This window comes from Erythrobacter sp. S249 (genome assembly GCF_057364975.1).
The window spans coordinates 2,611,505-2,624,243 of the sequence record NZ_CP200287.1 but is presented as its reverse complement, the minus strand read 5'-3'; the positions used below and the strand labels follow the sequence as shown (position 1 = coordinate 2,624,243).

Here is a 12,739-nt window from a genome sequence, read left to right as displayed (position 1 = left end):
GGGCGCTACAGCCAGCCTTTATCGCGGTACCATTTGGCCGTTTGAGCGAGACCTTCCTCGCCGGATATCTTGGCCTTCCAAATCTGGTCAGGCACCGCTTTCAGCGAGCGCGCCACCCAATTGGGGTGGCACATATAGCCGACCCGGTCGGCGGTCAGCTTGGCCTTGTCACCGCGCAGCATCTTATCCGCGCGCGCCGCCGCGCTCAGCACGCCAGCGGGCAGGTTTGGCGCAAGCACCTTGCGCCCCATCGCCGCGCCAATCGCATGGGCTAGCTCTTTATGGCTCCAGCCACCCTCGCGGCCATCGTCCGGTTCAAACAGCACGCGGCTGGGGGCGACCGGCCCGGTCAGCGCGAGCAGCAGATTGGCCAAATCCTGCACATGGATGATCGAGGTTGCCCCGCGTGGTGGCAAAGGCACTAGGCCCCATTTGGCACTGCGGAACAGCTCAAACATATCCGTGTCGCGCGGGCCATATACCGCTGGCGGGCGCACCGTCGTCCAATCCAGACCGCTGGCCTCCACCAATGTCTCTGCCCGCGCTTTTGACGCGCCATAAGCGGACAGATCCGGCTCGCGCGCAGAGAGCGAAGAGACGAACACGAACCGCTTCACACCCGCCGCCTTTGTCGCGGCGATCATGTTCTGAGTGCCAAGCACATTGGCGACTTCGAATTCTGTGAGATCGGGCGTGTTGGTGAGCCCGGCGATATGGACCACCGCATCCACGCCATCGATCAGCCTGGCCAAGGCCTCCACATCGCTCAACGTGCCCTGAACCCAGGTGATACCCTGGCGCGGCGGTTGCTCACGCCGGGTCAGCGCACGGACCTCGTGCTCGCCCGTGGCAGTGGCAACGTCCAGAAACGCCTGACCGACAAAACCAGTGGAGCCAGTGACGGCCAGCTTCACAGCAGCACCAAATGATCGCGGTGCACCACCGCTGCGCGTGGGGCATAGCCGAGCACTTTTGCCTGATGATCGTGGCGCAGGCCCGCGATCCTTCGGCAGCTGACCGCATCATATTCCGACAGGCCCTGAGCCAGAACGGTGCCATTCGCCGCGCACACGGTGATCAAATCGCCGCGCTGGAACGACCCTTCCACCGCAGTGATCCCGACCGCAAGCACGCTGGCGCCGTCTTTGGTCAGAGCCTTTTTACAGCCCGCATCAACCGTGATGCTGCCTTCTGGCGCTAAGCGCCCGCCGAGCCAACTCTTGCGCGCATCGCCAACATCCTTGGCCGCGAAGAGCGTGCCGATGCCATTATCCTGCAACCGCGTGATCGGTGCATTATGCGTGCCATTGATAATCGCGAGCGCAATCCCGGCGCGCTCGGCAATCTGCGCGGCCTGCAATTTGGCGGTCATCCCGCCCGATCCCAGCCCCGATGAGGAGGCATCGCTGGCCATGGCGATCACTTCGGGCGTGACGCTGTCCACACGCTCAATCAGGCGCGCACCGTCTTCTCCCGGCGGCTTATCGTACAGCCCATCAACATCGGACAGCAGCAGCACCGCATTCGCATCCGCCGCCTGCGCCACGCGCGCGGCGAGCCGATCGTTATCGCCAAAACGGATTTCTTCGGTCGCCACGCTGTCATTCTCGTTGACCACCGGAACTGCGCCCGCCTCCAGCAGGCGTTCGAGCGTCGCGGAGGCATTGAGATAACGCCGCCGGTCCTCCAGATCGCCAATCGTCACCAGCATTTGCGCCGCTGTAATATCATGCGCGCCCAGCGCTTCCGCCCACAGCTGCGCCAGAGCGACTTGGCCAACACTCGCTGCGGCCTGCGCATCGGCAAGGCTCGCCCGGCCGCCTTTGGGCAGGCCAAGCCGGGCCGCACCCAGCGCAATCGCGCCGGAACTGACCAGGATCACCTCCTGTCCATTCGCGCGCAGCCGCGCGACATCAGCGATCAGTGTCGCGAGCCATTCGCGGCGCGGCGCGCCGTCTTGGACCAGCAAGGCCGAGCCAATCTTGACCACCAAACGCGGGCAAGCGGCAGGATCAGCAAATGCGCTTAAATCGGCGACCATTCGCCTGCATCCCCATCCTCGTTTTCGGGAAGCTCTTCGACCTCTGCGGCCTTCGTCTCGGTCGAGGTGCGATCCGGAAGATAGCCAAGCACCGCGTCGAGCAATGGCTCAATCCCCGCCCCACTCGCGCCAGAAATCACAAACACCTCGTCCGCGCCCGCAGCTTTCAGCTCCTCGGTAAAACCCTCGGCCAGTTCGTCATCGGCCAGATCAACCTTGTTGAGCACGATCAGCTGGGGCTTGTCTTCCAGCGCCGCGCCGTAGGCTTCGAGTTCCTCGGCGACCACACGCATCGCCTCCGCCGGATCATCACCAGAGATGTCAATCAGATGGATGAGCACGCGGCAGCGCTCGATATGCCCCAGGAACCGGTCACCGATCCCTGCGCCTTCGGCGGCGCCAGCGATCAGCCCGGGAATATCCGCGATCACAAATTCGCGGGCCTTGTGGCGAACAACCCCCAGCTTGGGCACCAAGGTAGTAAAGGCGTAATGCCCGACCTTCGCCTGAGCGTTGGACACCGCGTTGATAAAGGTCGATTTGCCCGCATTGGGCAGGCCAACCAGGCCCACGTCAGCGAGCAATTTGAGCCGCAGCCACACCCACGCCTCTTCACCCGGTTCGCCCGGTTGATGCTGGCGCGGGGCGCGATTGGTGGAGCTTTTGTACGACGCATTGCCGCGTCCGCCCTGCCCGCCTTCCATAAAGACAACGCGCTGGCCGACTTCGGTGAAATCAGCGAGCACCTCTTCCTTGTCCTCGGACAGCACCTGTGTGCCGACCGGGACTTTCACGACCAAGTCTTTTGCACCAGCCCCCGTGCGGTCACGGCCCATGCCGTGCCCGCCGCGCGGAGCCTTGAAATGCTGCGAATAGCGGAAGTCGATCAGCGTGTTGAGGCCGCCAACAGCCTCAAAGATGATATCGCCGCCTTTGCCGCCTTTGCCGCCGTCCGGGCCGCCATACTGGATGTACTTTTCGCGCCGAAAGCTGACCGCTCCCGGCCCGCCGCCGCCCGACTTTAGGTATATCTTGGCTTGATCAAGGAAATGCATAGAGCGCTCCTATGCATTTCCTCATCAGAAAGCGAGAGTTTAGAACCTTGCTTCTACTCCGATCACAGCTGAACGGCCCGGGCTGACAAAGCTGAACACCTGCTCATAGCGGTCGCCCAGAAGGTTCTCGATCCGGCCAAAGGCGCGGATATTCTCCGACAGCTTCACCTCGCCCGCCAGATTGACGAGCGTGTAATCATCCAGCCGCACGCGGACCGGCACGAAGCTGGGATCGGTGAAGGCCACATCATCAGTGCTGCCATTGTGGCGCACGATCAGCGTGGCAGAGGCGGCGTCATTCGGCGCGGTCCATGTCAGCGCGGCAGAGGCGATATTGCCGGGCCTGCGCACTTCCTCGACCCCGTTTTCCTCAGAATCGAGATAGGTGTACGCGGCGTCGAGCGCGAACTGCGGCCCCAAGCGCGCGCGCGCAGACAGCTCAATCCCTTGCCGTTCGCTATCGGTCTCTCGGTTGCCCGGCGTCGCGGTGAAGTTAGGCGGCGGGAAAGCCGTGAATATCTCGTTCTCCAGCTCGCTCTCAAAATAGGTTGCTGACAGGCGAACCGCGCCGTCTGCAATATCCTGATCGACGCCCACTTCCCAGCCGATTGATTTTTCCGGCTCAAGATCCGGATTGCCGATAAACTGGCCATCGACAAATCCGAACAGCTCAAAAAAGCCGGGGTTCTTGATGCCTGATCCAGCGGCGGCGCGAATGCGTGTGCCCTGCAAGAAATCATAGCCGGCACCGATGCGGAAAGTCGTCGCATCTGCGAACCGGTCATTGATATCGTGGCGCAGCGCGGCGTTGAGCTCAAATTGTTCAACTGACAGGCGATATTCGCCAACCAGGCCGGTGTTTTCGGTGTCGCGCTCTTCAGTGAAGGCAAAGCCAAATGGATCGTTATTGCGGAAGCTTTCACGCTCCCAATCCGCCGCGAATGTGACCTGATGCACGATCGGGCCGCCGCCGAATTGCATGCCAGAGACGTAAGAGGCCTTCAGCCGCTCACCCTCGCTGCCTGATGCGCGGCCAAATGCACCAAAGGTGTCGCGGCTGACATCGGCAATCTGTCCGGACAGGTCGTGCGTCCAATCGCCATCGAGCAGTTCTAGCCGCGCGCCGACCAGCGCATAAAATGCCTCAGTTTCAAACCGGGTGTCGGGAGAGTCTATGACCAATCCAAAGGTTGGGTCAGGGATCGCGGCAACGCTAAAGTTCTGGTCGTTGAACTGCCCTTCGGTCTTGACGTAGCGGGCCACCGCGCGCAGTTCGAAATTCTCGCTCAGCTCTACCGCGCCTTTGCCCGACACCGTATAGCTGTCACGGCCAATGTCGCGAATGCCGCCGCGCGCGTTGGGCTGGCCATCAGTGCTGACCAAATTGGCGCTGAGCGCGGCGTTCCAATTGCTGCCCGAGGCGCCATAGCGCGCCGCTGCGTTGATCGTATCCTGCGTGCCGCCCTCTACCCGCGCGGCGAAGCCTTCCAAATCGCTCCCGCTGGCGGTGTTGTAAGCGACCACGCCGCCAATTGCGTCAGAGCCATACAGCGCCGATTGCGCGCCGCGCAGTACCTCTAGGCTGGAGCCGATTTCGGCCTGCAAAGTGCTGATGTCGAATTCGCCAGCGAAGGGATCGGAGACCTCGATGCCATCGACCAGCACGAGGACATGATTGCCCTCGCTGCCGCGCAGGCGGATTTGGGTCTGCCCAGCGGTCTCGCTAACCGCCACGCCCGGCACATCGCGCAGCACTTCGGCAATATCGCGGACTTGGCGCACAGCGATATCATCGCGCGTCACGACGGTCGCAGAGCCAGTGTATTTGGTCACATCAAGTTCTCGCGACCTGCTAGCGCTGACTAGGATGTTGGGCACAGTGGCCGAAAGATAAAGGGACTCAGGGTCCGCTCCATCGTCAGCACTCTGCGTGCGTGCCTCACTTGCCGCGCCTTCATCCTGCGCAGCCGCATGGCCGCTCAAACTGAGCGCAAACACAGCAGCTGCGCTGCTCAACAATAGATTTCTCAAGATATTTCCTTCCGTCCAAAGCGACGGACCGCGCGGCGTCAAACCCCCACGCAGCCCCGTTAATCGTCGCTCGAGACGAAAATTCTTTCGCGCCGGATCAATCCCTGAACCAGGCAACAAGCGACACGCGCTGGTCGGTCTCCTGGCTCACGGGTCACCGCTCTTGCCTCTCACCTTCCCAGGCGGCCATTCACGGCCTTCCCAGTGGCTGCGCGCTCCTATCAGAGCCCGCGCGAAGTCAATCACTCACCGCTTACAGTTGCAGGGACAGCCGCGGCTTTGGGGCCAAAGGCCCCGCACCACATTCCCGTTACCAATGCGTGGAATTGCGATTAGTCAGCTTTTGTAAGGGGCGCAAGCGCGTTGAACTCTCAGACATCCGCGCCGCCCACGCCCTCCAGCCTTCCACCCTGATGGTATCCCGGTAGGCTCCGGGTGGAAGGGTGGAGGGCGTGGGTGGCTATGGCACGCAAAGACAATGCCTGCGACGGCGAGGAGTGAGGAGCGCTAGCTCTGCGCTATGTGCCGGGATCTGCCGCTGCTGGGTCCGCATCAGGGATCGGCTGCGTCACTGGTTGAGAGACTACGCCCTCTTCCACCGGCACAATCGGCACCTGCGCATTGCCGCTGGTTCCCGGATCAGCCACGAAGCCAGAGGGCGGCGGGGTTGATCCGAAATTGCCAGATTGGCGAGCAGCCTGGACCGCGACCCAGCCCGGCTGAGAAGCGCCGTAACGCTCGCCATAGCGGGCATCCCATGCGGCCGATTCCCGCTGGTATTGCTCGTACTCGGCAAAGAAGGTGTGAAACGGTGCTTGCTTAAGCTCAAAATTCGCCATGGCAAAAGCGATCGGATCTTCATCCGGTGCGGCCAGATAGCGGTTCGAGATATCCAGCGCATTGTTGCAGAAGTTCGAGCGCGCGGGCGGCAGAGCAAAGAAGTTATAGACGCTGGTCATCTTGCTTTCGCGCGCCATAATTGCGCTGCGGCGAGAGCTGAGCTGGCTGCGATAAACCCGGTCAATCCGGTCGTTCACCCGTTTTAGCGCGCGCGCGTGTTTCTTGATGTAAGAACTGTAGGCATCGAGCACCGGCGCATGGCGCGCGGCGGTGCAATTGAGCGCGGCCACATTCCAAGCGGAGCGGAAGTGCCAGACCTTCTCATCATCGCTGATCCCGCGATTGATGGTGATGCGTTGACCATCAGCGCCGGTCGCCGGAATATCCATCACATAGGATGCGCCGCCCGGCGGCAATGGCCGCGCCGGGATGGCTTCGACCACAGGCGGTGGCGGAGGCGGCGGTGGAGGCGGAGGCGGCGGGGTTGTTGCACAAGCACCAAGCGCAGCGGCGCCAGCGGCAACGGTCAGAATGCGCAGCCCCAGTTTGGAGCCAGCGGAAGGTGATGCGACCTCAGGGGTCAAGTGCTGTACCGGCGTCTGGGCCAGTTGTGCTGCGCTCATTAGGATGTGCCTCTCTCAATATCGTAACTTGCCCCGGGCAACGCGCCATATGCATGCGCTAGATTGCCTTGCCCCAAGCTGAAGCACAATGCGTTACTGCGCTTAGCCACCAAAGCAAATGCCCGGTGCGCATTACACGCCCCGGGCATCAACAGTTTGCAATCATTTATCGGTTGGCGCGGCAAGTTTTGCGTCAAACCGCGCTGGCCGAGCGTTCAGATCAATCGCGGTTACCAAGGAACTGCAACAGGAACATGAACATGTTCACGAAGTCGAGGTACAGATTGGTCGCGCCCATGATCACGGCCTTGCCGATGAAGGACGTGCCGCGGATCTGCTGATACTGGTTTTTCAGCATCTGCGTATCGTAAGCGGTGAGGCCAGCGAAGATCAGCACCCCGATGCCACTGATAACGAATGACATCGTTTCAGAACCAAGGAAGATGTTGATCACCATGGCAATAATCAGGCCGATTACACCCATAATCAGGAAGCTGCCCCAGCCAGAAATGTCTTTCTTCGTGGTGTAGCCCCACAGCGACAGGCCAGCGAAGGCCGCTGCCGTGGCGAAGAACGTTACTGCGATGGATTCGCCCGTGTAGACGAGGAAGATCGTCGACATCGAAATGCCCATGACAGTCGCGAACGACCAGAACACGATTTGCAGTGTCGACTGGCTCATCTTGTGCAGGCCAAAGCTCATCGCGAGGACGAAGGCCAATGGCGCAAGCTTAACCGCCCAGAACAGTAGGCCGCCATTTACGGCGAGCCAATAGGCTGGCGATTCAACACCGCCCCAGGAAAATAGAATTGCGACAATACCTGTCAGCAATACGCCGGAGCTCATGTAATTGTAGATCGAGAGCATATGCTTGCGCAGGCCCTCATCATACGTCTCACCGGCAAGATTCCCGCCGGCACGGGGCACAGAAGAGCCAAAGCCCTGCTGTGATTGCTGAGTGTCTTTCCAATCAGACATGATCATCCCTACAGTTAAAAGCGGGCGCGGACATACGCGCCTTCACTGGGCAATATCGTGATTTTTGCCGCGCATTTCAAGCAAAACCGCTTCACGATGCTTACGCTACGTTAAGACTACTATCCTGCTGATTTAGCGGAGCTTTGCGCCAGATCATCGCCTTTTTGCGCGGTCGCGGCCAAGGTCGCTCGCAAAAGTGCGCGCAATGCGGCCCCGTCATCGAGCACATTTAGGCCCTCGCGCGTCATGCCGCCTGGGCTGGCCACTTGGTCGGCGAGCTCGCCCGGGGAGCTGTCCGCATTGCCCGCCAAAGAGGCCGCGCCCTCCACCATGGTCAGCGCCAATCGGTCTGCCGATGCCCGGTCCAGGCCTAGGTCCGTGGCCGCACCGGCCAGCGCGTCAATGAAGCGGTAGACAAAGCCGGGGCCCGAGCCTGCCAGCGCGGTCATCAGGTTGAATTGCGCTTCATCGCCAAGCCAGACGGCGCTGCCCAATTGATCGTATAGCGCAAAGACGCTGTCGCGCTCCGCCGCCTCAAGGCCGCTTTGCGCCAGAATAACCGGGGATTTGCCAATGCGCGCGGCAAGATTGGGCATCACGCGCAAATGCGCGCGGGCATCAGGAAAAGCCTCGGCCAATCCCGCAAGAGTGATCCCTGCCAGCAAGGAATGCACCGCCACTTTAGGGCCAGCGGCCGGCTGAAGCAGCGGGCGCAAATCCGCAAGCTGCTGAGGTTTCACACCGAGCAGGATCGCATCATGATCCGAATTTTGCGGCATCTCGCGGTACAGCTCCACACCGTCTGGTGCGCGCTCCATTGAGCGGTCGACCACCACAAAGCGGCTTGGATCCACCCCAGCCGCCAGCCACCCGGCCAGCATCGCGCCCGCCATATTGCCGCAGCCAAAAATCAGAACTTTGGACATAACCGCCCCTACCAATCGCGCCTAACCAGCGAGAGAGTTACGCCTCTCCAGCGGCATCAACAAGCGCGCTGTCTAGCGCGGCGCGCGGGGCCTTGTCGCCCCACAGCACAAATTGGAACGCGGGATAAAACCGGTCGCATTCATCAATCGCCGTTTCGACCAAAGATTGCGCTTGGGTCAGGCTCAGCATACCATCATCGCCCAGCATCGCGCCGTGGCGATAAAGCAGCACATCTCCATTGGACCAAATGTCGAAATGGCCGAGCCACATCTGCTCGTTGACCAGACATAGCAATTCATAGGCCGCCGGGCGCTTCTCTGCGCTGACGCGAATGTCTGGCAGCGCGATGAATTGCAGGACATTGTCCTCTGCCCGCCAGATCGCGCGCAGCTGATACTTGGTCCAGCTGCCCTGCACTTCGCCTGTCAGCTCGTCACTGGAGACGACTTCGCACGGCCAGCCGCGCGCCTCGAACAGGGCCGCCAGCATATCGACCGGCGCGGCGTCTTCCGAAGCGCTGAACTCGTTCTCGCGCGGTCTCATGATTTGGCTATCTTTGTCATCGGCCATGACAGATGCCTTGGCAAAGGGCCGCTTGGCAATGTGGAGGCGTCGGCTGGCTGGGGAGAACCCCATTGCGCTGTTCAAAGCCTGTGCACAGAAAGCTGTTCGTAACCCAAAAACTTATTTAAGCTCTTGAATTTCCTGACCTTCTGGACTGGTGTAAGTGAAGCTGTCCAGACCTTGGGCGCGCAGCGCAGTGACCAGTTGGCGCGCTTCCTGCGCGGTGCCAAGCGGTCCGGCAAGCAGGCGATTGGCCTCGCCCCAGGGCACAACATGCGGGTTAAGGCCGTTCAATTCATCCGGCGCAGTGCGAGTAAAACGCCGCCAATCGAACCGCAAGGCGGAGCGATCCTTACCCGTTGCAACCTGCACCCATTGGCGGCGCGGATGCTCTGGTTCTGCCGGTTCTGCTTCGATCTCGCTTTCACGCGGGATTTCAATCGCGGCCAGATCAACCGCACCTTCTCCCGCTCTGGTAACGCGCGGCACATCGGAGCCAAACTCAGCAAAGGCATCGGCCACACTTGAGCGCGGGGCTGGTGCCGTCTCGCGGGTGTTCACTCGTGCGAGATCGAATCCAGGGCGCGGCGATACTCCGCCAGCCTCGGCAGTCGCCGCAGCGTCGCCTGCGCGGGCCACACTAACTGTTTCGGCCGAAGCTGGAGTGGTCTGAGTCTGCGTTTCCGGAGCCGCAGCAATCGCAGCCGCAGGCGGCGCGGAAGAAGACGGCTCAATCTGCTCAACGCCAGGGGTCAAGCTCTGCTCGGCGGCATCACCCGCATCGGCGACCCGGCCCAGCGGCTCTCCTGCCGGAGCCAGGCGGGTATCCGCTGCGCTCGCAATGGCTCTGCCCTGCGCGGCATATTCCGCAATGCGCGGATCGTCGCGGCCCACTTGCGCGGCGGCAGGGAAGATGCCGAGATTGGCGGCGGCGGCCTGCTGAGCCTTGGTCAGGCGCGGCATGAAGGCGAGATAGGGCGTCATGCGCGCGGCCAAATCGCGCGGCATCACGGCATCGACAATCGCCGCTGCCTCGTCCTGCTCGCCCAAAATCGCCAGGCCAAACGCCTGCGTGCGGAAGGCGGCGAAATCGCGCGCGTCCAATTGCGGCCTCAGGATCTCTTCAAAGGCTTGCTTGTCCCCGGCAATCGCCTGGCTGAGCGCAAGCCGCCGCACCACTTCGCTGTCTTCATTAAGCGCCAAGGCATCGCGGTAGCTCGCCTGCGCCGCCTGATTGTTGCCGACCAGATCAAAGGCCAGACCGCGGTCACCCATAACGTCGCGGGAGGAAGCGCCAGCGGCCTCTGCCTCATTGAACAGCCTTAGCGCTTCAATGGGCCGGTCCGAGCGAAGAAATACCGCCGCCATGCCCATTTTGACCCGCGAGTCGGTTGGCGAAATATCCTGAGCGCGGCCGAAGAAACCGATCGCAGCGTCCATATCGCCCAGCAGCATCGCGGCATTGCCAGCCTCAATCAGAGTGCTGAGATCGCGCGGGCGGCGCGCCAAACGCAGCAGTGCGCGGTTGAGACGCTGAACCTGAGCCGATGGCAAGGGCTGGACGACTTCGCGCGAGGTCGCCCCGCTGTCCTGCGCATGAGCAGGCACGGCGGCCATACTCAGGCCAAGGCCAGCACCGGCAGTAAACGCCGCGAGCGGGATGCGCCGTGCAATGCCGGACAGAAAAAGCGAACGGGGGGACCGCAGAATCATAGTTTCTCTAACTAGCAGCTGGGGACATTTTCGCTAGCGAAAGCGAACTGAAAGCGAGGTGAACATCGCATCTTCGCGAATAACGCCCCGCCGGCCCGTGTGTGCCAAGAAGTAATCCGGCACCCTACCCCAAACGCAAATCAGGCGAGCGCATCGCTGCACCCGCCCGATTTATCTCACGCGTCTTAGGCGCAATTACTGGTTGTTTTGGCGTCCGAGGAAACGCGGAATGCTGAGCGCTGGTGCGTCTTCGCCACTCTTATCCTCTTCCTCTTCTTCTTCCGCATCGTCCGATCCGGAGCTGCGCGAAAGGTTGGCCATGCGTTCAAACAGAGTGCTGCCGCCGCCAGACGCCGCGCCTGCTGCACCGCCGCCACTTGCGTCGCTGCCATCGCCATGGCCGGAGCCAAGGATGCCGGAGCGTCGCGATGGCACGCCGGATTCAACCGGATTGTCTTCTTCGGCCAGACGGTCGGCGCTGGCGAGCAAATCATCGCCGCCGTCCGCATCGTCTTCCGGTGCCTCTGCGGTCAGATCGAGTGCGGCTTCGCCGTCATCACTTTCACCCTCAGCTTCCGCGCCAAAGCCAGCCTCTGCAGCCGAACCAAACGCGTCGTCAGCTGCTGGCTCTGGCATGCTGCCGCCGCTTAAACCGGCCTCTGCATCGCGCAGTCCGGCCAGCGGATCGACAATGCCATCGACATCGTCATCATCCAGCTCGCCCAGATCATCACCGGCCTGCATGCCGGAAAGATCAAACGGCTCAACCGAAATTGGCTCTTCTTCTTCCTCGAGTTCGTCCACTTCTGGTTCGGACAGGATCATTGGCTCCGGCTCTGACAGGGTCAGCGGCTCAGCTTCAACCGCCGCTGCTGCGGCCTCTTCTTCACCGGGCAATGGCAGAACCGGGCGCTTAGGTGCGCGGGCGCTGGAGAGCGCGACAGGCGCGCTGTCCCGCGTCGTGCCAACCGCGCCTTGCTCTATGCCGGTCGCGACCACGCTGACGCGGATCTTTCCATCGAGATCAGGGTTGAACGCGCTGCCCCAGATGATGTTGGCATCATCGTCGACCAGCTCGCGAATGTGGTTTGCCGCCTCGTCCACTTCGAGCAGCTTCATGTCTTCACCGCCGATGATCGAGATGATAACGCCCTTGGCGCCTTGCATGCTGACACCGTCGAGCAGCGGGTTGGCAATCGCCTGTTCCGCCGCATCAAGCGCGCGGTTTTCACCTTCGCCCTCGCCTGTGCCCATCATCGCCTTGCCCATTTCGCTCATCACAGAGCGCACATCGGCAAAGTCGAGGTTGATGAGGCCCGGCATCACCATCAAATCGGTGATCGAGCGAACGCCCTGCTGCAGCACTTCATCGGCCAGCTGGAACGCTTCTTTGAAAGTGGTCTCTGCCTGAGCGACCAGGAACAGGTTCTGGTTCGGGATAACGATCAGCGTGTCGACATGCTCTTGCAGCTCGTCAATGCCGGCCTCTGCCGCGCGCATCCGCCGCGTGCCTTCGAACAGGAATGGCTTGGTAACGACACCAACCGTCAGCACACCTTTGCGGCGAGCCGCCTCGGCGATCACTGGCGCTGCGCCAGTGCCGGTGCCGCCGCCCATGCCAGCGGCGATGAAGACCATGTTCACGCCTTCGAGCGCGGTCTCGATCTCAGAGACGGTTTCTTCCGCCGCCGCTTTGCCCACTTCTGGCCGGGCACCTGCGCCCAAACCACCGGTGATATCCGGCCCCAGCTGAATGCGGGTTGCCGCCGGGCTGCTGCTCAAGGCCTGAGCGTCCGTGTTGGCAACAATGAATTCGACACCTTCGATGTCGGATTCAATCATGTTCGCAATCGCATTGCCGCCAGCGCCGCCAATACCCACCACGGTAATGCGGGGCCGCATGTCATCGCTCGCTGCTGGTCCGATATTAATGCTCATCAATTGTCCCTTTCAGGCGAGAGACGAC

Annotated in this window: 10 protein-coding genes and 1 riboswitch; all 10 genes read right to left on the bottom strand. The window is 61.6% G+C overall.

The annotated features are described in order from the left end of the window. Positions 1-5: 5 nt before the first annotated feature. The 10 genes from AC0V6V_RS12345 to ftsZ all read right to left on the bottom strand — a co-directional run bounded on the left by AC0V6V_RS12345 (position 6) and on the right by ftsZ (position 12,711). A complete protein-coding gene (locus AC0V6V_RS12345) occupies positions 6-914 on the bottom strand; it encodes an NAD-dependent epimerase/dehydratase family protein (RefSeq protein ID WP_486165658.1) in 909 nt (302 codons plus the stop codon). After that, positions 911-2,041 (bottom strand): glutamate 5-kinase, encoded by a 1,131-nt coding sequence (proB, locus tag AC0V6V_RS12340; protein ID WP_486165657.1) that lies wholly within the window; start codon positions 2,039-2,041, stop codon positions 911-913. Before proB ends, AC0V6V_RS12345 begins: the two co-directional genes overlap by 4 nt. Next, positions 2,026-3,096, bottom strand: a complete 1,071-nt coding sequence (gene cgtA, locus AC0V6V_RS12335; RefSeq protein WP_486165656.1) for an Obg family GTPase CgtA — start codon at positions 3,094-3,096, stop codon at positions 2,026-2,028. Before cgtA ends, proB begins: the two co-directional genes overlap by 16 nt. Positions 3,097-3,135: 39 nt before the next feature. Further along, positions 3,136-5,127, bottom strand: coding sequence for a TonB-dependent receptor plug domain-containing protein (locus AC0V6V_RS12330; protein WP_486166351.1), 1,992 nt, complete (start codon positions 5,125-5,127; stop codon positions 3,136-3,138). A gap of 115 nt (positions 5,128-5,242) precedes the next feature. Then, positions 5,243-5,460, bottom strand: a riboswitch (cobalamin riboswitch). Between the two features lie 185 nt (positions 5,461-5,645). Further along, positions 5,646-6,590 (bottom strand): hypothetical protein, encoded by a 945-nt coding sequence (locus tag AC0V6V_RS12325; RefSeq protein WP_486165654.1) that lies wholly within the window; start codon positions 6,588-6,590, stop codon positions 5,646-5,648. Positions 6,591-6,810: 220 nt separating this feature from the next. Beyond that, complete coding sequence (locus AC0V6V_RS12320; RefSeq protein ID WP_486165653.1) at positions 6,811-7,569, bottom strand: Bax inhibitor-1/YccA family protein; 759 nt, start codon at positions 7,567-7,569, stop codon at positions 6,811-6,813. Positions 7,570-7,688: 119 nt separating this feature from the next. Next, positions 7,689-8,495: a pyrroline-5-carboxylate reductase family protein gene (locus AC0V6V_RS12315; RefSeq protein WP_486165652.1), complete on the bottom strand. Its 807-nt coding sequence runs from the start codon at positions 8,493-8,495 to the stop codon at positions 7,689-7,691. Between the two features lie 37 nt (positions 8,496-8,532). Then, the gene (locus AC0V6V_RS12310) at positions 8,533-9,039 is read right to left on the bottom strand and encodes a type III secretion system chaperone family protein (RefSeq protein ID WP_486139553.1); all 507 of its coding nucleotides are present in this window, start codon (positions 9,037-9,039) and stop codon (positions 8,533-8,535) included. A 141-nt stretch (positions 9,040-9,180) separates the two neighbouring features. After that, positions 9,181-10,773 carry a tetratricopeptide repeat protein gene (locus AC0V6V_RS12305; RefSeq protein WP_486165651.1) on the bottom strand — a complete coding sequence of 531 codons (1,593 nt, stop codon included), beginning with the start codon at positions 10,771-10,773 and terminating at the stop codon, positions 9,181-9,183. Between the two features lie 195 nt (positions 10,774-10,968). After that, a complete protein-coding gene (gene ftsZ, locus AC0V6V_RS12300) occupies positions 10,969-12,711 on the bottom strand; it encodes a cell division protein FtsZ (protein WP_486165650.1) in 1,743 nt (580 codons plus the stop codon). Positions 12,712-12,739 lie beyond the last annotated feature (28 nt).

Excerpts from the sequence above, each read along its gene's own strand:
- AC0V6V_RS12315 (WP_486165652.1), bottom strand. The coding sequence starts at position 8,495 with ATGTCCAAAGTTCTGATTTTTGGCTGCGGCAATATGGCGGGCGCGATG.
- AC0V6V_RS12310 (WP_486139553.1), bottom strand. The coding sequence starts at position 9,039 with ATGAGACCGCGCGAGAACGAGTTCAGCGCTTCGGAAGACGCCGCGCCG.
- proB (WP_486165657.1), bottom strand. The coding sequence starts at position 2,041 with ATGGTCGCCGATTTAAGCGCATTTGCTGATCCTGCCGCTTGCCCGCGT.
- AC0V6V_RS12305 (WP_486165651.1), bottom strand. The coding sequence starts at position 10,773 with ATGATTCTGCGGTCCCCCCGTTCGCTTTTTCTGTCCGGCATTGCACGG.
- ftsZ (WP_486165650.1), bottom strand. The coding sequence starts at position 12,711 with ATGAGCATTAATATCGGACCAGCAGCGAGCGATGACATGCGGCCCCGC.
- cgtA (WP_486165656.1), bottom strand. The coding sequence starts at position 3,096 with ATGCATTTCCTTGATCAAGCCAAGATATACCTAAAGTCGGGCGGCGGC.
- AC0V6V_RS12320 (WP_486165653.1), bottom strand. The coding sequence starts at position 7,569 with ATGTCTGATTGGAAAGACACTCAGCAATCACAGCAGGGCTTTGGCTCT.
- AC0V6V_RS12325 (WP_486165654.1), bottom strand. The coding sequence starts at position 6,590 with ATGAGCGCAGCACAACTGGCCCAGACGCCGGTACAGCACTTGACCCCT.